The following is a 19541-nucleotide window of genomic DNA, read 5'->3' as shown; positions in this document are numbered from 1 at the left end:
GTCCATGTGAGCCAACATTTCGATGTCCTTGTTCTGGGAGCGGGCCCCGGCGGCTACACCGCCGCGGTGCGCAGCGCGCAGCTCGGCCTCTCCACCGCCGTGGTCGAGGAGCGCTACTGGGGTGGTGTCTGCCTCAACGTCGGCTGTATCCCCTCCAAGGCGCTGCTGCGGAACGCCGAGATGGTCCAGTTCGTCACGAACGAGGCCAAGTCCTACGGGATCTCCGTCGGCGGTGACGTCAGCGCCGACTACGGAGCCGCCTATCAGCGCAGCCGCAAGGTCGCCGACGGCCGGGTCAAGGGCGTTCACTATCTGATGAAGAAGAACGCCATCACCCAGTTCGAGGGCCGGGGCGCCTTCACCGACGACCACACCCTGGTGGTGACCCGCCCGGACGGCAGCACCGAGACGGTGACGTTCGGCCACTGCATCCTCGCCGTCGGCGCGAGCCCGCGGCTGCTGCCGGGCACCGCCCTGTCGGACCGCGTGGTCACCTACGAGAGCCAGATCCTCAGCGAGACGCTGCCGGGCAGCATCGTCATCGCCGGCGCGGGCGCGATCGGCGTGGAGTTCGCCTATGTGCTGCGCAGCTACGGCGTGGACGTGACCATCGTCGAGTTCCTCGACCGCATGGTCCCGCTGGAGGACGAGGAGATCTCCAGGGAACTCGCCAAGCACTACCGCAAGCTCGGCATCGAGGTGCTCACCGGCACCGCCGTCGAGACCATCGACGACTCGGGCCCGCGGGTCCGGGTGACCGTCAACACGGGCGGCGAGCGCCGGGTCCTGGAGACGGACAAGGTGCTCCAGGCCATCGGCTTCGCGCCCAACGTGCAGGGCTACGGCCTGGAGAACACCGGTGTCCGGCTCACCGAGCGGGGCGCCGTCGACGTCGACGGCCGCTGCCGCACCAGCGTGCCGCACATCTTCGCCATCGGCGACGTCACCGCCAAGCTGATGCTGGCGCACGCCGCCGAGGCCATGGGCATCGTGGCGGCCGAGACGATCGCCGACGCGGAGACCATGGAGCTGGACTACCCCATGATCCCGCGGGCCACCTACTGCCAGCCGCAGGTGGCCAGCTTCGGCTTCACCGAGGCGCAGGCCCGCGAGCGCGGCTACGACGTGCAGGTGGTCAAGTTCCCCTTCACCGCCAACGGCAAGGCGCACGGCCTGGGCCACCCGGTCGGCTTTGTGAAGATCATCAGCGACGGCACCCACGGGGAGCTGCTCGGCGCCCACCTCATCGGCCCCGAGGTCACCGAGCTGCTGCCGGAGCTGACCCTGGCCCAGCAGTGGGACCTGACGGTCCATGAGATCGCCCGCAACGTGCACGCGCACCCCACGCTGGGCGAGGCGGTCAAGGAGGCCGTTCACGGCCTGGCCGGACACATGATCAACATGTAGCCGGCGCCCCGCTGCGGTGGCGGCCACGGGCCCTCACCGCAGCGGCCGCGTCACGCCCCTGCCAGCGGGTTCGGCAGGGGCAGATAGCGGGCGTCCGCGCCGTCCGCGCCGGTCCAGCGCAGCAGCAGGTTGGTCTTGCCCGGCAGGGTCGGCGCGGCCAGCAGGGCGGGGATCTCGGGCAGGTCGTGCCGGGCCAGTTCGCGGCGGACGGCGGGCCACGGGTCGTAGCCGCCGTGCTGCTCGGCGAGCGCCCCGGCGATCTCCGTGAGGTGGTTGACGACCAGGCAGTACACCAGCCGCTGCCAGCCCGCGGCCCGGGTCACGTCCGGCAGCAGCTTCACGCCCTCGGCGTCCCGGAACAGCACCTGCACCGGCGTACCGGCCGCGTCGACGGCGACCAGGGTGTTCTGGAGATGGGCCTCGACGACCACCCCGTGACCGTCGAAGGCGGCCAGCGCCGGCGGGACGACCTGGCGCAGATACGCCTCCCACCAGCCGGCCGGGTCCGCGGTGGCGGCCAGCGGGCTGCCCTCGAACCCCTCCGCGAGCCCCGCCGCGAGCAGCGGCACCGCACCGGGCAGCAGATGGCCGCGCAGTCCGTCCCGGACCAGCACGGCCAGCTCCTCGAAGGCGAAGGCGGCCGTGCGGTAGCCGCGGTCGCTCAGCCAGGCCGCGGTGGGCCCGAGCCCGGCCAGGGCCCGCCCGGCGGCCGCGTCGGTACGGCGCAGCCGGGTCAGGTCGTGGCGCCACAGCCGGCGGATGTCGTTGGTGATGCGCACGTCCAGGCTGAACTTCAGAAAGAGGTCGTGCCCGGGCTCGTACACCGTGCGCACCGCCGCGGTCGGCCAGGTGTCGAAGGCGGTGGTGCCGAGCCGGAGCAGCCGGCCGTCGGCGAAGGCGGGGGCGAGGTCGCGGCCGACCAGGTCGAGCTGCCAGGGGTGGGCGGGCAGCAGCCGGTATCCGGGCGGGGCGGTGCCGAGCGCGTCCAGGGCACGGGTGTCGCCCTCGTCGACGGCCTGGTCCTCGCGGACGCCGAGCAGCACCAGCGGGAAGCGGGCGTGCGCCTCCGGGGCGTACGGCAGCCAGGACGCGACCGGGCCGCCGCCGCGCGCCTTGGGCGCCGGATGGCAGGGGTGCCCGGTGATCAGCGACTGCTCGGAGCGCAGGTACGGGTCCGCGGGCGGGGTCGCCCGGTCCCGGGCGGCGAGCAGGGCGGCGACCGCGTTCCGGCTGTCGATCATCTCGGCGGGCAGGTCGCCGCCCGGCAGGCCGGTGTGCCGGCGCAGCTCCTCGGCGACCAGTTTCACCAGTTCGGTGTGGCCGACCGGGTGCCAGGCCCCGGCGGTGTACACCTCGGGATCGGCGGGGCGCCGCCGGCCGCGCACCCGCAGCAGCCGGCCGCTGCCGGGCAGCCGGTGCACCGGTTGCCCGTCCGGGCCCGGGACCGGCTGGGCCACCTCGCGCAGCAGGCAGTTGAGCAGGGGCGCGGCGGCGTAGGCGTCGGCGCGGCGGCCGGCCGCGACAGTGGGGGGTGTGCGGTCCACGCGTTCCACGCGATCCATTCGTCGTTCTCGGTGTCGTTCGCTACGGGGCCGGCGGGCGGAACGCCGTGGGCCGTCGCGATCAGTATCTCCGGCGTCCGGGACAATCGTGACGCACGGTCCGTGCACCGCGGCCGTGCGTCATGCACCCTGCCCCTGTCCGTGCCCGTGTACCCGAGGAGACCGCCGTGCACCGTCCGCACCCCGGCAGCGAGGCCGAGGTCGCCGAGGAGCTGGCCGTCGTACGGCCCGCCCTGCTGCCCCGGTACCGGGAGGAGCTGCCCGGCGCCCGGGCCGCCGTGCTGACCCGGCTGTGGCGGGCGCTCGCCCATGAACCGCTGCCGTGGCTGGCCGGCCGGGTGCGCGGGACGCACTCCCTGGCGCTGCGGCTCGCCGACGGCCGGACCCTGTACGGGCCGCACCCGGACCCGTACGCCACCAGCGCCTACGTCACCGGTGTCCGGATCGGCCGCGAGCGGTACGCGGACCCGGCCGCCCTGATGACCGCGCTCGGGATGCCGCACGGGTCCGCCTTCGCCGCCGACCTCGCGCACAGCACCGCGTCGTTGGCGCTGTCCCGGGCCGCCGCGGATCACCCGAAGGAGTGGCCGGAGCACGACTGGGAGTGGGAGCAGCGGGTGGTCGACGGGCACCCGTTCCACCCCAACTGCCGGGCCCGGCCCGGCTTCTCGGTGGCCGACCAGCTGGCGTACGCCCCGGAGCACCGGCCGGTGGTGGAGCTGGGCACGGTGCCGGTCCCCGCGGACGAGTGCCTGCTCACCGGTGAGTGGCCGGCGGAACTCCGCAACGGGGAACGCCTGTTGATCCCGGTGCACCCCTGGCAGGCGGCGCACGCCCTCGACCGGCCGGTCGCCCGGTGGCGCCCGGCGCACCCCCTGATGTCGCTGCGCACGCTCGCGCTGCCCGGCGGCCCGCATGTGAAGACCGCGCTGAGCGCGCGGCTGACGTCCTCGGTGCGGACCATCTCGCCGTACTCGGTGGCGGCCGCCGCGCCGCTGGCGGCACTGGCCGAGGAACTGACCGCGCGCACGGACGGGCTGCTGCACATCACCCGCACCCTGGGCGCGGTCACGGCCCACTCCCCCGAGCTGGCCGCGCTGCTGCGGGAGCCGCCGGAGGTGTACGCCGGCCCCGGCGAACGCGTCCTGCCGGTGGCCGCGCTGGCCGGCACCGAGCTGCCCGGCTCCCCCGACTGGCTCGCCGGGTTCGCCCGGCTGGCGCTCACGGTGGGCCTGCGCCTGCTCGACCTCGGCGTGGCCCTGGAGGCGCACGGCCAGAACCTCCTGGTGGTGCTCGCGGCGGACGGCACCCCGCTGCGCCTGGTCTACCGCGACCTGGCCGACATCCGGGTCAGCCCCGCCCGGCTGGCCCGGCACGGCATCGCCCCGCCGCGGCTCGGCGGCCGTCTGGTCACCGACGACGAAACGGCCCTGCGGCGCAAGCTGTTCGGGTCCCTGGTGGCGGGCGCCCTGGCCGGTACGGCGGGTTCCGGGGCCGCCCTGGGTGCGGCGCTCGGGGCCGTCGTACCGGACCTGCCGGACACCGCCGACCTGGCGGCCCTGCGCCGGGCGCCGCTGCCCGCCAAGGCGCTGACGCTGATGCGGCTGTCCCCGGACACCCCCGGTGACCAGTGGGCGCTGCTGCCCAACCCGCTCGTTTTGGAGCCCGGCCCGTCTGATCAATAAGATCCGGCGATGATCAGAAGACAACGGCTGGCGGCGGGAGTCTGCGCTCTGCTCGCCGCCCTGGCGGCCGGGATCGCGTTCCCCGGCGGGGCTGTGGCCGACGAGACGGACCAGACCGCGCCGAAGGTCGAACTCGTCCTGGACGTCAGCGGTTCCATGCGCGCCCGGGACATCGACGGCGGCTCCCGGATGGCCGCGGCGAAGCAGGCGTTCAACGAGGTGCTGGACGCGACCCCGCAGGAGGTCCAGCTCGGCATCCGCACCCTGGGCGCCAACTACCGCGGCAACGACCGCCAGGAGGGCTGCAAGGACACCGCGCAGCTGTATCCGGTCGGCCCGCTGAACCGGACCGACGCCAAGACGGCGGTGGCCACCCTCCAGCCGACCGGCTGGACGCCGATCGGGCCCGCCCTGCTGAAGGCGGCCAACGATCTCGACGGGGGCAGCGGAACCCGCCGTATCGTCCTGATCAGTGACGGTGAGGACACCTGCGCGCCGCTCGACCCGTGCGAGGTGGCCCGGGAGATCGCGGCCAAGGGCATCGGGCTCACCATCGACACCCTCGGTCTGGTGCCGGACGCCAAGACCCGCGACCAGCTCAGCTGCATCGCGGACGCCACCGGCGGCACCTACACCGATGTGCGGCACCGGGAGGAACTGAGCGACCGGGTCAACCAGTTGGTGGACCGGGCCGCCGATCCGGTGGTCACCCCGGTGGCCACCGAGGGCGCGGCCCAGTGCACGGCCGCGCCGACGCTGAAGTCGGGGCTGTACACCGACCGCGAGCAGTTCGGGCAGCAGCGCTGGTACAAGGTCTCCGTCGAGCCGGGCCAGGAGCTGCGCGCCTCGGTGAGCGTGGCCGACGACCGGGCCGTCAACCCCGACTACGGGGTGCTGCTGCGGGCGGTGACGCTGCACGGCCGCGAGATAGTGCGCGGCGAGGCGGCGGGCACCGGCCGTACGGACGTGATCTCCACCGGGCTGCGCTACCCGAAGCCGGAGAGCGACGACGACAACGCGACCGCCGAGACCGTGTGCCTCCAGGTCACCCACTCCTTCTCGGCCGCGGCCGGCGTGAAGACCACGCCGGGTCTGCCGCTGGAGCTGACGGTGGACGTGGTGGACGGCCCGTCCGGCCACCACGACGTGGCGTCCTTCGGGCTCGGCCGCGGCTGGTGGCTGCTCGGCGCACTGGTGCTGTTCGGCTTCCTCGCGGGGCTGCTGTGGGGCTGGCTGTCGCGTTGGCGGGTCGCCGTCTGGAGGACGAACTGATGCGGATCACACGAGCGTTGGGCGCCGCGCTGCTGGCGCTGGGACTGGCCGCGGGTCCGGCCGCCGCCGACTCCCCCTCCCCGTCCCCGAGCGCCTCCGGTGACGGCCAGGTGCCCACCCGGGCGGGCACCTCCTTCCGTACCGCCACCGAGATCGAGCAGGGACAGCAGGCCACCGCGTCCGGTTCCACCGGTGACTACCTGTACTGGTCGTTCCCGGCGGACAGCGGTCAGCGGCCGACCGTCAAGGCGACGGTGAAGCTGCCGCAGACGCACGGCACCGAGACCTGGCAGCTCGATGTGTACGACGGGCTGCGGCGCCGCCAGGCCTGCCAGTACGGCGCGTCCACCCGCGCCGCGCAGGGCCCGGGCACGGTGCAGCTGGCCTGTGTGCTGCGTACCGTGCGCGGCTGGTCCGAGGCGTGGGCGAACGACCCGCTGCCCGGCACGTACTACGTCCGGCTGACGGTGGTGGACCTCGGCAACGCCGACCTCGGTCTGCCGGTGAGCGCCGAGGTGCGGGTGGGCTCCAAGGACATCGGCGGCGCGGCCGCGGTGGACGGCTCGCTGGGCAAGCCGCTGGTCCCCGGGATCGCGGTCGCGTCCAAGGCCGACGGCAAGGGTTCCGGGAAGACCGCGGTGCTGTCCAGCTTCGGCTCCCACGACGGCTGGTCGTCGGGCTGGTGGACCGACCGCTGGGTGTGGACGGGGATCGGCGCCGCGCTGGCGGCACTGGCCGGCATCGGCGGCTACACCCTGACCCGGGGCTCGGGCCGCCCCTCCCGCGTCCCCCCGAGCGCCTGACCCGAACGCCCGACCCGACGTCTGTTCAGAAGGCCCGCCGCGAGGCGGGCCTTCGCCTTTCCCGGTCACCCGCGCGCCTCGGGTGCGGGGGCTCAACCGCTGTGCAGCGCCTTGGCGAGGGGGCCGGTGCCGGTCACCTGAAGCCGGCCGGTGCGGGCGGCGGCCGGGAGGGTCGTCTCGCCGCGGGCCAGCGCCTCGCAGGTCTCCGCGTCCAGGGTGAGCCGCGCGTCGGGCTCGGCGGGGGCGGGGCCGTCGCCGTACACCGGGCCCTCGTCCGTGCCGAGGCGGAGGTGGAAGGTGCCCTCGTCCAGGCGGACCTCGACGAGGCCCTCGCCCTCCAGGGCGCGCAGCAGCGGCAGGGCGAACCAGTGGGCGCGGACGGCGTCGGTGGGGCGCCGCTCGCCCAGTTCCCGCTCGCCCCAGGTGCCCAGCGCCTGGAGGACCGGCAGCAGCTCACGGCCGCGGTCGGTGAGTTCGTAGACGTAGGCCGCGCCCGGCGGGGGCAGCCGGCGCCGGGTGGCCAGTCCGTCGCGCTCCATGTCCTTCAGCCGGGAGGCGAGTACGTCCGTGCTCACGCCGGGCAGGTCCGCGTGCAGGTCCGTGTAGCGGCGCGGACCCGCCAGCAGCTCCCGGACGATCAGCAGGGTCCAGCGATCGCCGACCAGGTCGAGCGCACGGGCTGCGGAACAGTACTGGTCGTAGCTTCGGCGTGGTGACATGCGACGCAGTCTAGACAACTTGTTGGACTTTCCAAGCTCGAACTTGGTAAAACCAAGCACCACGAGTTTCCGGAGGGGCGCATGGAGTTCCGGCAGTCGAACAAGCTCAGCGAGGTCTGCTACGAGATCCGCGGTCCGGTGATCGAGCACGCGGACGCGCTGGAGAAGGCGGGCCACAGTGTGCTGCGCCTGAACACCGGCAACCCCGCGGCCTTCGGCTTCGAGGCGCCGGAGGAGATCCTCCAGGACATGATCCGGATGCTGCCGCAGGCGCACGGCTACACCGACTCGCGCGGCGTCCTCTCCGCCCGCCGCGCGGTCGCCCAGCGCTACCAGACCCTGGGCCTGGAGGTCGGGGTCGACGACGTCTTCCTCGGCAACGGCGTCTCCGAGCTGGTCTCCATGGCCGTACAGGCGCTGGTCGAGGACGGCGACGAGATCCTCATCCCGGCGCCCGACTTCCCGCTGTGGACGGCCGTCACGACGCTCGCCGGCGGCAAGGCGGTGCACTACCTCTGCGACGAGCAGGCCGACTGGACCCCCGACCTCGCCGACATGGCCGCGAAGATCACGGACCGCACCAAGGCCGTGGTCATCATCAACCCGAACAACCCCACGGGCGCGGTCTACCCCAAGGAGGTCGTGGAGGGCATCCTCGACCTGGCCCGCCGGCACGGCCTGATGGTGTTCGCCGACGAGATCTACGACCAGATCCTGTACGACGACGCCGTCCACCACTCGGCCGCCGCGCTCGCCCCCGACCTGGTCGTGCTCACCTTCTGCGGCCTGTCGAAGACCTACCGGGTGGCCGGCTTCCGCTCCGGCTGGCTGGTGGTGACCGGCCCTCGGCAGCACGCCAAGGACTACCTGGAGGGCCTGACCATGCTGGCCTCCATGCGGCTGTGCGCCAACGCCCCCGCGCAGTACGCCATCCAGGCCGCGCTCGGCGGCCGCCAGTCCATCCGCGAACTGACGCTGCCCGGCGGGCGGTTGCACGAGCAGCGGAACGTGGCCTGGGAGAGGCTCAACGAGATCCCCGGCGTGTCCTGTGTGAAGCCCAAGGGCGCCCTGTACGCCTTCCCGCGCATCGACCCCAAGGTGCACCCGATCCACGACGACGAGAAGTTCGTCCTGGACCTGCTGCTGCGCGAGAAGATCCAGGTGGTCCAGGGCACCGGCTTCAACTGGCCCTCCCCCGACCACTTCCGCATCCTCACCCTGCCGCACGCCGAGGACCTGGAGGCGGCCATCGGCCGGATCGGGCGCTTCCTCGGCGGATACCGGCAGTAGCCCGCTCCCGGTTTCCCTGCGTTCGCGCATCCGTGCGAAGATCTGCCCGCACGACCGGGGGGCTTTTGCACGGGCAGGCGCCGACAGGCTCCCGGTGCCGCGCCCGACCAGCGCCGCACCGCCGAGCCCCGTTCCCCCCGGACCGGTCGGTCAGATCAGGGGGCACCGTTGTTCACGTACCGAATACGCCGGACGTCCGTCGCCGTGCTGTGCGCGGCGGCGCTCACCGGCGCCGCCACCCCGGACGCGCAGGCGGGGACGGCCCCGCCGCCCCGGCCCGGCGCCGGACAGGAGGCCCGGGACGCCGCGCGGTTCTGGACGGCGCAGCGCATGGCGGACGCCGCGCCGCTGGACGGGGGCCGGGCGGCCCCGGGCGGCAGCGGACCCGCGGTCGCGGCGACGGGCCGCCCGCAGGGCACCCCGTTCAAGGGGACCCGCCTGGTGGGCACCTTCTTCGGCTCCGACGGACCGGGCGGGACCACCTGGCACTGCACCGGCAGCGTGATCGACACCACCGCGCGGAACATCGTCCTCACCGCCGCCCACTGCGCGCTGAGCATGAAGGGCGACTACATCTTCGTCCCGCAGTTCGTGCAGGGCGCCGGCCCCGACCAGCAGCCGTACGGCATCTTCCACATCCAGCACGTCTACATCGACCCCCGCTATGTGCCCGACAAGGGGTCCACCACCACCAAGAAGGCCGCGTCCGACCTGGACACCGCGTTCGCCCGGGTGTCGGCCAACCAGCGCGGCCAGAGCCTCCAGGACGCGGTGGGCGGCGGCCTCACCTTCACCCGGCCGCGCGGCTACACGCAGAAGAACGTCACCGTCGTCGGCTACCCGTCGTACAGCCACAACAGCGCGGGACGCGCCGTCAAGTGCACCGTGCCGACGAAGCAGCTGCCCGGTTACCGGCAGCTCGCCATGGTCTGCGGCGGCTACTACGGCGGAGTGTCCGGCAGCCCCTGGATCACCGACTACCAGGACGACGGCCGCACCGGCCACGTCATCGGCAACCTCGGCGGCTACAACGGCGGCGGCAACGACGCGAACGTCGACTACATCAGCTACGCCCCGGCGTTCGGCGACGCCGCCGCCCAGCTCCTCGCGGACGCGGTGGCCGGCCAGGACCCGCCCGCCGGGCTGCCGGCGTACCACGGGCTGCTGCTGCCCGGCGGCGCGTCCCGCTGGCGCACGGCCTCGCTGATGGCCTCCGCCGACTACACCGGCGACGGCTTCGGCGACGTCCTCGTCGTCTGGGCCGACGGCGGGGTCACCCTGTTCCCCGGGGACGGTCAGGGCGGGTTCGCCGCCGAGCGGCGGGTGGCCAAGGCCAACACCACCTGGACCCACGCCCGGAGCATCACCGGCGGCCTCTTCGGCGCCAGCCGGCCGGGCCTCCTGGTGCGCTGGTCCGACGGCGAGGTCACCCTCTACCCGGATCTCGGCCCCTCCGGGGTGGGCCGGGAGGTGCAGATGGCCAAGCCCAACTCCGACTGGAAGAACGCCGTCCAGCTCACCGCCGGACAGTTCCACGGCGCCAAGGGCGCCACCGACCTGCTGGTCCGCCGGTCCGACGGCAGCCTGGTGCTGTACACCGGGATCCGCTCCGGCTCCTTCGGCACCGGCAAGCGGCTCCTCGGCGCGAACGGCACCTGGACCAAGGCCGCGCTGCTGAGCGGCGGTGCCTTCGGCGGCCGGGCCGGCGCCGATGTGCTCGTCCGCTGGACCGACGGCTCGCTCGACAGCTACGCCGGGGTCTCGGCCACCGGGCTCGGCACCCGGACCCGGCTGCGCGGCCCCAACACCACCTGGCAGCACGCCCAGGTGATGGCCGCCGGCGACCTCACCTCCGACCACACCGGCAACGACCTGCTCGTGCGCTGGTCCGACGGCGAGACCACGCTGTACGCGGAGACCGGCGCCACCTCCCTCGGCACGGAGAACACGCTGGTCGCGCCGCCGAGCAGCTGACCGGCCACCGACCACATCGACGCTACCGAAGGGGGAACCATGCGAGCGACGACCCGGCTGACCGGCGCCCTCACCGCACTCACCACCGGCCTGCTGCTGACGGCCTGCGGGACGAGCGCCACGGTCTCGACCACCCCGAGCACCACCCTGACCGCCGAGCCGGCCACGCCTCTGCGGGCGTGCCGGACCGCCGCGCTGACCTGGACCCTGACCGTCCTCGGCAGCGCCGGCCCGGGCCGGGCCCGGCTGACCGCCGTCAACCAGGGCTCCACCCCCTGTGAGTTCCACGGCTACCCGGCGCTGGAGATCCACAACGGCAAGGCGGACAGCATCGAGGGCGCCGGGCACGGCGGCGGCAACGCCCTCACCCTGCCCGAGCGCGCGCGGCGGACGGTGACCGTCGACCTGCGCTACACGCGCCGCGGGACGAAGGGCGCGGACGACTGGTGCGTACGGCAGAGCGAGGCGGTGGTCCGGGCCCCGCACGACTCCGGCGCCGCCACCGTGCCGGTGACGGACACCCGGCACCGGTCCGCCTCGATCGACGCCTGCGGACAGACCCTGGCCATGGCACCGCCGCGGCTCACCCCGGCCGGCTCCTGACCCCGGCCGGGGCGGCCGCCCGCCGTCCCGGGAATGCCCCGGGTACCGGCCCGTGTTGGTGATCTCCGTGACTGATCACCGACAGGGGGAACAGATGCCGATCGACGTGCACGGGACGGTGGCCGAGGGGTTCGAGGGCGTCCGCGAGGAGTTCGCGGCGGTCCTCGCCGAGCAGCGGGACGACCCGGGGGCCCAGCTCGCGGTGTACTGGCACGGGCGCCGCGTGGTGGACCTGTGGGGCGGCGACGGCGTCGACGGGGACACCCTGACGACCCTGTACTCCATCGCCAAGGGCGCCGCCCACCTGGTCGTGGCGCTGCTGGTGCAGGAGGGGGTGCTCGACCTGGACCGGGAAGTCGCCGCGTACTGGCCGGAGTTCGGCGCCGAGGGCAAGGACCGGCTGACCCTCGGGCAGCTGCTGGAGCACCGGGCCGGACTGGTCGGTGACGCCGAACAGCCCTTCACCGTCGAGGAACTGGCCGACGACCGGCTCGTCGCGGCGCGGCTCGCGGGCCGCCGGCCGCTGTGGGAGCCGGGCACCAAATGGGGCTACCACGCCTTCGTCATCGGCGCGCTCACCGGCGAGGTGGTGCGCCGGGCGACCGGCCGGACGCTCCAGGAGGTGTACGAGGAGCGGATCCGGGCGCCGTACGGCCTCGACCTGCACCTCGGGCTGCCGGCGGACCTCGAGCCGCGCTGGGCGGAGGTCCAGCCGCTGCGGCCGACTCCGCAGGAGGCCGAGCTGCTGAAGGCGCGGGCCATGGCCCCGGACAGCTTCCGGGGCATCGCCTTCAACGCGCACGGGCCCGAGCCGACCGACCTGGTGGCCTTCGGCAACCACCCCCGGGTGCGGGCCCTCGGACCGGCGTCCTCCGGTGTGGTGGGCAACGCGCGCGGGACCGCCGGGCTGTACGCGGCCGCCGTCGACGGGCTGGCCGGCAGGCCGGCGCTGCTCACCCCCGACACCGTGGCCCTGTTCGGCGCGCTGCGCACGCCCGGCGGCCCCGACCTGGTGACCGGCTCCGAGGACCACTTCGCGCTCGGCTTCGAGCATGTCGCCGGGCTCTACCCGCACCTCGGCAAGGGCACCTTCGGGCACAGCGGCGCGACCGGCTCGCTCGGCTTCGCCGACCCGGACAGCGGGATCGCGTACGGCTACACCCGGCGCCGGTTCGCCTTCCCCTCCGGGGTGGGCGCGGCGGTGGAGAACGGCCGTCTGGCGCAGTCCGTCCTGCGGGCCGCGGGGGCCCTGTGACACGGTGCTGACAGGCGAGCGGAAAGGGCGCGGACGTGGGTGACCTCCTTCTCGTCCGGCACGGTGAGACCGAGTGGTCACGGTCCGGACGGCACACCGGCCGGACCGACGTGCCGCTCACCGAGCACGGCCGGGAGGAGGCGCGCCGGCTGGTGCCGCTGGTCCGCTCGCACCGGATCGGCGCCGCGTTCGTCAGCCCGCTGCAACGGGCCCGGGAGACCGCCGAGCTGATCGGCATCCCGGACGCGCGCGTCGACGCCGACCTGTGCGAGTGGGACTACGGCGGGTACGAGGGGGTCACCACCATGGAGATCCAGCGCGACCGGCCGGGCTGGTTCCTCTTCACGGACGGGGTCGCGCCGGGGCCGCCGGAGCATCCGGGTGAGACACCGGAACAGGTCGGGGAGCGCGCCGACCGGATGCTCGCCAAGGCCGACGCCGCCCTCGCCAACACGGAGGGGGTCGTGGTGCTGATCGCCCACGGCCACTTCCTGCGGGTGCTCACCGCCCGCCGGCTGGGCCTGCCGCCCGGGCACGGGGCGCTGTTCCAGCTGGCCACGGGGGCACTGTGCCGCCTGGGCACGGAACACGCCCGCCCGGTGATCGCGGGCTGGAACATCCGTCCGCCCGGCTGACCCGTCGGCCGGCGGTCAGTACACGTCCCGGGCATACCGCTTGTCGGCGGTGAGCTGCTTGACGTAGGTCTCCGCCTCCGCCTCGTCGAGGCCGCCGTGCAGGACGGCGATCTCCCGCAGGGCCCGGTCCACGTCCTTCGCCATGCGGGAGGCGTCGCCGCAGACGTAGAGATGGGCGCCGTCCCGCAGCCAGGACCACAGCAGCGGGCCGTGCTCGCGCATCCGGTCCTGCACATAGATCTTTGTGCGCTGGTCGCGGGAGAAGGCGGTGTCCAGGCGGGTGAGCGTGCCGTCGGCGAGGAAGGCGGCCAGCTCCTGTTCGTAGTAGAAGTCGGTCGCACGGTGCTGCTCTCCGAAGAACAGCCAGTTGGGCGCGCGGTGGCCGCGGGCCCGGCGTTCCTCCAGGAAGCCCAGGAAGGGGGCGATGCCGGTGCCGGGGCCCACCATCACCGCCGGTACGGCCGGGTCGGCGGGCGGGCGGAAGTGCGGTGCCCGCTGGACCCGTACCGGCACCGGGGTGTCAAGTTCGGCGTCGGCGAGGAAGGGCGAGCACACCCCCTGGCGGGGCCGGCCGGCCGGGTTCTCGTAGCGGACCACGGAGACCGTCACCGACACCCGGTGGGGGTCGGTCAGCGGACTGGAGGATATGGAGTACAGGCGGGGTTGCAGCCGGCCCAGCACGTCCGCCCACTCCTGCGCCCCGGCCCGGATACCGAACTCGGCGAGGACGTCGACGGCCTGGCGTCCCCAGGACCACTTGGCCAGCTCGTCCTTGTTGTCCGGGCGCAGGAGTTTGCGCAGCTCGCGCGGGTCGTGGGCGCGGTCGGCGGCGAAGCGCAGCAGGCCGGGGGCGATCCGGGTGATGTCCAGGTGGCGCAGCAGGGCCTCGGCGAAGGGCAGCTCCCCGACGCCGTCGAGCCGCACGGCCGTGTTGGCGTCCAGGCCGGTGACGACCAGCCACTCCGTCACCGTCTCCGCCCAGTTGACGGGGTGGACGGCCAGCGCGTCCCCGGCCTCGTAGACCAGCGGGGTGTCGCTGTCGCGGGTGTCGAAGGTGAAGCGCCGGACCTCCTTGCCGGCGCCGGGCCGGCTGAGCAGGCGGTTGCCGGTGAGGCGGGCGGTGACCGGGGCGGCCCGGCCGGGCCGGGGTGCCGCGGGGGCGGGGATGCGGGTGGGGTTGGGGGCCGGTTGCCCGGGGGCGTTCAGCGCGGTGCGTACCCGGTCGAGCCAGGCTTCGGCCGCCGTCCTGTAGTCCGGTTCGCAGTCGGTGCGCGGCACCAGCCGTACCGCGTCCAGCTCGGCCAGCCGCCGGTCCAGGCGGCGACCGTGCCCGCAGAAGTCGTCGTAGGAGGAGTCGCCGAAGGCCAGCACGGCGTAGCGCCTGCCCGGCAGGCGCGGGGCGTCGGGTGCGGCGAGGGCGTCCCAGAACCCGGCGCCGTTGTCCGGGGCGTCGCCGTCGCCGAAGGTGCTGGTGATCAGCAGCAGGTCGGCCTCGGCGGGCAGCGCGGCGGGGGCCGTGTCGGCCATGGGCAGGAGGGAGACGGGATGGCCCTCGGCGGTGAGCCGCTCGGCCGCGGCGGTCGCGAACTCCTCGGCGGTGCCGGTCTGCGAGGCCCAGAGGATCACCACCTGACGGCGGGCGGATCCGTCCCGGGGCTGTGCCGCGCCGGTGGGCGCGGGGGCCTGCTCGGCCCTGGAGTACATCCCGGCCAGGACGCCGTTCACCCACAGGGCGTGCTCCGGGCTGAACGGGGCGTCCGGCGGCAGCACCGGGATGCCCGGGGCGCCGGAGGGGATACCGGCGAGGAAGCCGCTCAGATAGCGGCGTTCGTGCTCGGCGAGCACGGGAGGCGCCGCTGCGGGGTCCAGCCCGAACGCGGCGGCAGCGGACCCGGCGGAGCGGCCCCCGGGAAGCGTCGGCGCCGACGCGCCACCCGCCGGTGTCGTGGCCGCCGGGGTCGTGGCCCCGCGGGTCTTGGCCGCGCTGGCCGCCGGCACGGGCGTGCGTACCGTCACCGGGGTGCTCACTTTGGTCAGCGACACCGCGCACACCTTTAACTCGGGCTGGTACGACAGCGGGTCGACGGCGTCGCTGGTCACCGCGTTGACACTCAGGTACTCGCCGAACAGGTCGTTCCAGTGGAAGGGCGCGAAGCAGCAGCCCGGCCTGACCCGGTCGGTGACGAGCGCGGGCAGCACGGCCCGCCCGCGCCGCGAGGCGACCTCCACCGAGTCGCCGTCGGCGAGCCCCAGGGCGGCCGCGTCCCGTGGGTGCACCTCCACGAAGGGGCCGGGGGCGAGCCGGTTCAGCTTGGCGACCCTGGCCGTCTTGGTCAGGGTGTGCCAGTGGTGCTGGAGCCGGCCGGTGTTGAGCAGGTACGGGTAGTCGTCGTCGGGCATCTCCGCGGCCGGCAGATACGGCCGGGCGTGGAAGACCGCCCGGCCGCTCGGGGTGGGGAAGACCGGCGAGCCGTTCTCGTCGAGGTACCGGATCGGATTGCGGTCGGGCCCGTCCGGGGTCGCCGCCGGCCACTGCACCGGGGTCGTCCGCAGCCGCTCGTAGCTCACTCCGCGCAGGTCCCAGCCGGTCGCCGGGTTCCAGGCCCGCTTGATCTCCTCGAAGATCTCCTCGGCGCTGTCGTACGCGAACCCCTTCTCGTAGCCCATGGCGCGGGCCACGGCGGCGATCAGGCGCCAGTCCGCCATGGCCTCGCCGGGCGGATCGGCGGCCGGGCGGGCGAGGGTGAGCGTGCGCTCGCTGTTGACCAGCACGCCCTCGGTCTCGGTCCACAGCGCCCCGGGCAGTACGACGTCGGCGTAGGCGTTCGTCTCCGTCTCGGCGAACACGTCCTGGGTGACGACGAACTCGGCGGCCTCCAGGCCCTCGATGACCGTCTTGCGGTTGGCGACGGAGGCGACCGGGTTGGTGCAGATGATCCAGCACGCCTTGATGTCGCCGTCGGCCATCTGCCGGAACATCTCGACCGTGCCCCGGCCGACGCCGTCGGCGCGCAGGGCGCCCGGCTCCAGCTCCCACAGCTGTTCGACGAAGGCCCGGTCGGCGTCGACGAGCACCGAGCGCTGTCCGGGCAGGCCCGGTCCCATGTAGCCCATCTCCCGGCCGCCCATGGCGTTGGGCTGGCCGGTGAGGGAGAACGGCCCGCTGCCCGGGCGGCAGATCGCGCCGGTGGCGAGGTGCAGGTTGACCAGGGCGTTGGTGTTCCAGGTGCCGTGCGTGGACTGGTTGAGGCCCATCGTCCAGCAGCTCGTCCACTCCTTCGCCTCGCCGATCAGCCGCGCCGCCTCCCGCAGGTCCGCCTCCGGGACGCCGGTGATCCGTGCGACGGTGGCGGGCGGGTAGTCGGCGAGGAAGGCGGGCATCTCCTCCCAGCCCTCGGTGTGCGCGGCGATGAACTCGGGATCGGTGCGGCCCTCGGCGTGCAGCAGGTGCAGCAGGCCGTTGAGCAGGGCCAGGTCCGTGCCCGGGGCGATCTGGAGGAACAGGTCGGCCTTGTCGGCGGTGGCGGTGCGCCGCGGGTCGACGACGATCAGCCGGGCGCCGGCCGACTTCACCCGCTCCATGATCCGCAGGAAGAGGACGGGGTGGCAGTCGGCCATGTTGGAACCGATGACGAGGAAGACGTCCGCCGCGTCGAGGTCCTGGTAGGAGCCGGGCGGCCCGTCCGCGCCCAGGGACAGCTTGTAGCCGGTGCCCGCGCTGGCCATGCACAGCCGGGAGTTGGACTCGATGCGGTTGGTCCGGATGAACCCCTTGGCCAGCTTGTTCGCCAGATACTGCGCCTCCAGGCTCAGCTGCCCGGAGACATAGAGGGCGACGGCGTCGGGGCCGTGCTCGTCGACGATCCGGCGCAGCCGGCGGCCGGTCTCGGCGACGGCGTCCGCCACCGGCGCGGGCCGGGGCTCCTCGCCGCGGTCCCGCCGGACGAGGGCGGTGGTCAGCCGGCCGGGGGCGGCGAGCAGGTCGGCCGTGGTCGCGCCCTTGGTGCACAGCCGGCCGAAGTTCGCGGGATGCTCCTTGTCGCCGCTCGCCCTCAGGACCGTACGGCGCCCGTCGGGTCCGGTGCCGACGTCGAGGACCAGCCCGCAGCCCACCCCGCAGTACGAGCAGACGGTGCGCACCTTCGTCGTGCCCTCGTTCCCCGAGCCCGGCGCGGCCACCGGCGTCTCCCTTCGCTGTGCTCTGTCCGAACCCACCTCCGGAATCGTACGAACCGCTCATTACACGGGTGTCTCCCGGCCCGCTCACGAGGGGTAAATCCCGCCGCACAGATCGGGCCGGACGGATGTGAGCACCGGCCCCGGCCGGGCGGTGTCCACCGGGAAGGGGTGGACTGCACAGGGCAGCTTGACGGGGGCGGGCGTTGTCAGAGGGGGGTCGTACGCTGCGGAGGGAGGGGTCGTCCGGGGGGGGGCGGCCCGCCGGGAAGGAGTGTGCCGTGACCCGACCGCCGAGCGCCGCGCAGCGGCGTGTGATCGAGGCCGCCGATCCGGTCACCGGCCGGCTGCGCGGGACCCCGGCCCAGCTCGCGGCGCTGGTGCGGCACGGGCTCGCGTTCCGGCATCCGCGGCCGCCGCACGACCACTTCCTCACCCCCGCCGGGCACCGGATACGCGAACCGGCACCCGCCGCCGCGCCGGAACCCGCGCCGGACACCGGGGTGTTCGCGGCGCGGGTCGGCGATGCGCGCCAGGACCCGGTGTCCGGCCCGGAGCGGCAGCGGGAGGTGCACAGCGCCTGGCAGGGGCTGCTGGAGCTGCGCCGGATGACCAACCCGGACGGTGCCGTGGACCGGCCGTGCGGCTGGGAGCGGGCGCATCTGGTGCGGGCCGCCGCGCTCGCCCTGGAGGCGGCCGGGCACCACCCGGCGGACCGGTCGGCGGAGGGGTACCGGGTGCGCGCCACCCCGCAGCCGGAGGCGGTCGCCGTGTACGCGCCGGACGCCGGGACGCTGGCGGCCTGCGCGGCCACGCTGGAGCGGGCGGGATGGCAGTCGGGCGAGTACACCGAGCCGCGGACCCGGGCCCGCTATCTGCTGGCCTCGCCGCGCCGGGTGTGACGGGCGTGTCAGGATCGGGGGCGGCCGTCGCGGCGTCCACGCGATGCCGTACCCGAATTGCCGTACACACCAGGGGTGTTCATGAGTGAGCCGTTCGCCGTGCGGGTGACCGTCCGCGGCTACGAGACCGATGTGCAGGGCCATCTCAACCAGGCGGTGTACCTCAACTACGCGGAGCACGCCCGCTGGTCGCTGCTCCAGGCCGCCGGAATCACCCAGGCCGAACTGATCGGCACCGGGGTGGGTCCGGTGGCGCTGGAGACGACGATCCGCTATCTGCGGGAGCTGCGCGCCGGTGAAGAGGCCGACGTGACCTGCGCGTTCCAGTGGGGCGGCGGAAAGACCTTCCGGGTGGTGCAGGAGATCCGCAAGGCCGACGGCACGCTCGCGGCGGAGGTCACCGGGGTCGGCGGGCTGCTGGACCTGAAGGAGCGCAGGCTGGTCGCCGATCCCGGCAGGGTGTTCCGGGAACTGGCCGCCGATCCCGCCCTGTTCGGGCTGCCGTCATGACGCGTCCGGGCCGGAGTCCCCATGGGTCGGTACGGCGATCTGGTTGAAGCCGTAGTACACGGCCAGCAGCCCGTGGGCGGCCAGCGTCAGGGGCGCCGAGACGAAGGAGAGCGCCACGGTAAGCGGGTAGCCGAGGGAGCCCAGGGCGAAGCGGGCGCGGGTGGCACGGGCGGCCGCCGTGTCCACGCGGGCGTCGAAGAGGTGGCCGGTACGGGTCAGATGCCACCACAGGGCCTGGAAGGCGAGGGCCATCAGGACCATCACCAGGCTGTACACGGCGGCGGCGGTGTGTGCGGCCCGGGCGCCCTCGCGCAGATACTCCGCGAGCAGCGCCGTCGGCCAGGGCACCGCGGCCACCACCATCAGCACCAGCAGGTTCAGGAACATCAGGGTGCGGTCGACGCGGGTGACATAGCTGAAGACCTGATGGTGGTTGACCCACATGATGCCGATGACCAGGAAGCTCACCACATAGGCGGCGTAGGAGGGCCACTGGGCCCCGAGCGCCTGCCACAGGCCGCCGTGTTCGCCGGTCCTGGGCACCTTGATGTCGAGGACGAGGAGCGTGATGGCGATGGCGAACACCCCGTCGCTGAAGGCCTCGACCCGGCCGGATTCGTTCATGGCCCCAGCGTGCCCCACGGCGGGGGGGGGCGGTGTCGGGTTGGCTCTTGGCCCCCCCCCCGCCCGGGGTCACAGGGGGGGGAGATAAGTCGGGGGGGCGGGGGGCAGAACCCCCCCCCCACAC

Annotated in this window: 15 protein-coding genes; 11 read left to right on the top strand and 4 right to left on the bottom strand. The window is 74.0% G+C overall.

Annotated elements, in window-relative coordinates; all coding sequences use genetic code 11:
• Positions 1-6: 6 nt before the first annotated feature.
• Entirely contained in the window at positions 7-1407 is a 1401-nt protein-coding gene (lpdA, locus tag ACFVIU_RS05665; protein ID WP_385840820.1) for a dihydrolipoyl dehydrogenase, read from the top strand.
• Between the two features lie 50 nt (positions 1408-1457).
• On the opposite strand, the gene ACFVIU_RS05660 is transcribed toward lpdA, so the two are convergent.
• The gene (locus ACFVIU_RS05660; protein ID WP_385840819.1) at positions 1458-2969 is read right to left on the bottom strand and encodes an IucA/IucC family protein; all 1512 of its coding nucleotides are present in this window, start codon (positions 2967-2969) and stop codon (positions 1458-1460) included.
• A gap of 167 nt (positions 2970-3136) precedes the next feature.
• Between ACFVIU_RS05660 and ACFVIU_RS05655 the strand changes: the two genes are divergently transcribed.
• The 3 genes from ACFVIU_RS05655 to ACFVIU_RS05645 are packed head-to-tail and all read left to right on the top strand — an operon-like array spanning position 3137 to position 6729.
• On the top strand, positions 3137-4654 hold the full coding sequence (locus tag ACFVIU_RS05655; RefSeq protein ID WP_385840818.1) for an IucA/IucC family protein: 1518 nt from the start codon (positions 3137-3139) through the stop codon (positions 4652-4654).
• 9 nt (positions 4655-4663) lie between these two features.
• Entirely contained in the window at positions 4664-5926 is a 1263-nt protein-coding gene (locus ACFVIU_RS05650; RefSeq protein WP_385840817.1) for a VWA domain-containing protein, read from the top strand.
• Positions 5926-6729 (top strand): hypothetical protein, encoded by an 804-nt coding sequence (locus ACFVIU_RS05645; protein ID WP_385840816.1) that lies wholly within the window; start codon positions 5926-5928, stop codon positions 6727-6729. Before ACFVIU_RS05650 ends, ACFVIU_RS05645 begins: the two co-directional genes overlap by 1 nt.
• 92 nt (positions 6730-6821) lie before the next feature.
• Here the strand turns inward: ACFVIU_RS05645 and ACFVIU_RS05640 are convergent, their stop codons facing one another.
• On the bottom strand, positions 6822-7448 hold the full coding sequence (locus tag ACFVIU_RS05640) for a winged helix-turn-helix transcriptional regulator (protein WP_385840814.1): 627 nt from the start codon (positions 7446-7448) through the stop codon (positions 6822-6824).
• 81 nt (positions 7449-7529) lie between these two features.
• Here ACFVIU_RS05640 and ACFVIU_RS05635 point away from each other — a divergent pair, with 81 nt between their 5' ends.
• From ACFVIU_RS05635 to ACFVIU_RS05615, 5 genes are all read left to right on the top strand, one after another.
• Positions 7530-8738 carry a pyridoxal phosphate-dependent aminotransferase gene (locus tag ACFVIU_RS05635; RefSeq protein WP_385840813.1) on the top strand — a complete coding sequence of 403 codons (1209 nt, stop codon included), beginning with the start codon at positions 7530-7532 and terminating at the stop codon, positions 8736-8738.
• Between the two features lie 168 nt (positions 8739-8906).
• Positions 8907-10712 (top strand): trypsin-like serine protease, encoded by a 1806-nt coding sequence (locus tag ACFVIU_RS05630; RefSeq protein WP_385840812.1) that lies wholly within the window; start codon positions 8907-8909, stop codon positions 10710-10712.
• 39 nt (positions 10713-10751) lie between these two features.
• Positions 10752-11315: a DUF4232 domain-containing protein gene (locus ACFVIU_RS05625; RefSeq protein WP_385840811.1), complete on the top strand. Its 564-nt coding sequence runs from the start codon at positions 10752-10754 to the stop codon at positions 11313-11315.
• A 94-nt stretch (positions 11316-11409) separates the two neighbouring features.
• Complete coding sequence (locus tag ACFVIU_RS05620; RefSeq protein WP_385840810.1) at positions 11410-12570, top strand: serine hydrolase domain-containing protein; 1161 nt, start codon at positions 11410-11412, stop codon at positions 12568-12570.
• Between the two features lie 35 nt (positions 12571-12605).
• On the top strand, positions 12606-13205 hold the full coding sequence (locus tag ACFVIU_RS05615) for a histidine phosphatase family protein (protein WP_385840808.1): 600 nt from the start codon (positions 12606-12608) through the stop codon (positions 13203-13205).
• A 15-nt stretch (positions 13206-13220) separates the two neighbouring features.
• Here the strand turns inward: ACFVIU_RS05615 and ACFVIU_RS05610 are convergent, their stop codons facing one another.
• Positions 13221-17384 carry a molybdopterin-dependent oxidoreductase gene (locus ACFVIU_RS05610; RefSeq protein WP_385840844.1) on the bottom strand — a complete coding sequence of 1388 codons (4164 nt, stop codon included), beginning with the start codon at positions 17382-17384 and terminating at the stop codon, positions 13221-13223.
• A 278-nt stretch (positions 17385-17662) separates the two neighbouring features.
• On the opposite strand from ACFVIU_RS05610, the gene ACFVIU_RS05605 reads away from it, so the two are divergent.
• Both ACFVIU_RS05605 and ACFVIU_RS05600 read left to right on the top strand, forming a co-directional pair.
• A complete protein-coding gene (locus ACFVIU_RS05605) occupies positions 17663-18283 on the top strand; it encodes a hypothetical protein (protein ID WP_385840807.1) in 621 nt (206 codons plus the stop codon).
• A gap of 81 nt (positions 18284-18364) precedes the next feature.
• Positions 18365-18793 (top strand): acyl-CoA thioesterase, encoded by a 429-nt coding sequence (locus ACFVIU_RS05600; protein ID WP_385840806.1) that lies wholly within the window; start codon positions 18365-18367, stop codon positions 18791-18793.
• Here the strand turns inward: ACFVIU_RS05600 and ACFVIU_RS05595 are convergent.
• Positions 18788-19417 carry a TMEM175 family protein gene (locus tag ACFVIU_RS05595; protein WP_385840805.1) on the bottom strand — a complete coding sequence of 210 codons (630 nt, stop codon included), beginning with the start codon at positions 19415-19417 and terminating at the stop codon, positions 18788-18790. The genes ACFVIU_RS05600 and ACFVIU_RS05595 overlap by 6 nt on opposite strands.
• Positions 19418-19541: the final 124 nt, after the last annotated feature.

This window comes from Streptomyces sp. NPDC127190, assembly GCF_042672505.1.
Lineage (GTDB): Bacteria > Actinomycetota > Actinomycetes > Streptomycetales > Streptomycetaceae > Streptomyces.
Note: the sequence above shows the minus strand (reverse complement) of the source record. Positions and strands in the feature narration are given on the sequence as shown.

Bases quoted from the DNA above. Each gene is read 5' to 3' on its own strand.
- ACFVIU_RS05660 (WP_385840819.1), bottom strand. From the start codon at position 2,969: ATGGATCGCGTGGAACGCGTGGACCGCACACCCCCCACTGTCGCGGCC.
- ACFVIU_RS05650 (WP_385840817.1), top strand. From the start codon at position 4,664: ATGATCAGAAGACAACGGCTGGCGGCGGGAGTCTGCGCTCTGCTCGCC.
- ACFVIU_RS05645 (WP_385840816.1), top strand. From the start codon at position 5,926: ATGCGGATCACACGAGCGTTGGGCGCCGCGCTGCTGGCGCTGGGACTG.
- ACFVIU_RS05640 (WP_385840814.1), bottom strand. From the start codon at position 7,448: ATGTCACCACGCCGAAGCTACGACCAGTACTGTTCCGCAGCCCGTGCG.
- ACFVIU_RS05635 (WP_385840813.1), top strand. From the start codon at position 7,530: ATGGAGTTCCGGCAGTCGAACAAGCTCAGCGAGGTCTGCTACGAGATC.
- ACFVIU_RS05625 (WP_385840811.1), top strand. From the start codon at position 10,752: ATGCGAGCGACGACCCGGCTGACCGGCGCCCTCACCGCACTCACCACC.
- ACFVIU_RS05620 (WP_385840810.1), top strand. From the start codon at position 11,410: ATGCCGATCGACGTGCACGGGACGGTGGCCGAGGGGTTCGAGGGCGTC.
- ACFVIU_RS05600 (WP_385840806.1), top strand. From the start codon at position 18,365: ATGAGTGAGCCGTTCGCCGTGCGGGTGACCGTCCGCGGCTACGAGACC.
- ACFVIU_RS05595 (WP_385840805.1), bottom strand. From the start codon at position 19,417: ATGAACGAATCCGGCCGGGTCGAGGCCTTCAGCGACGGGGTGTTCGCC.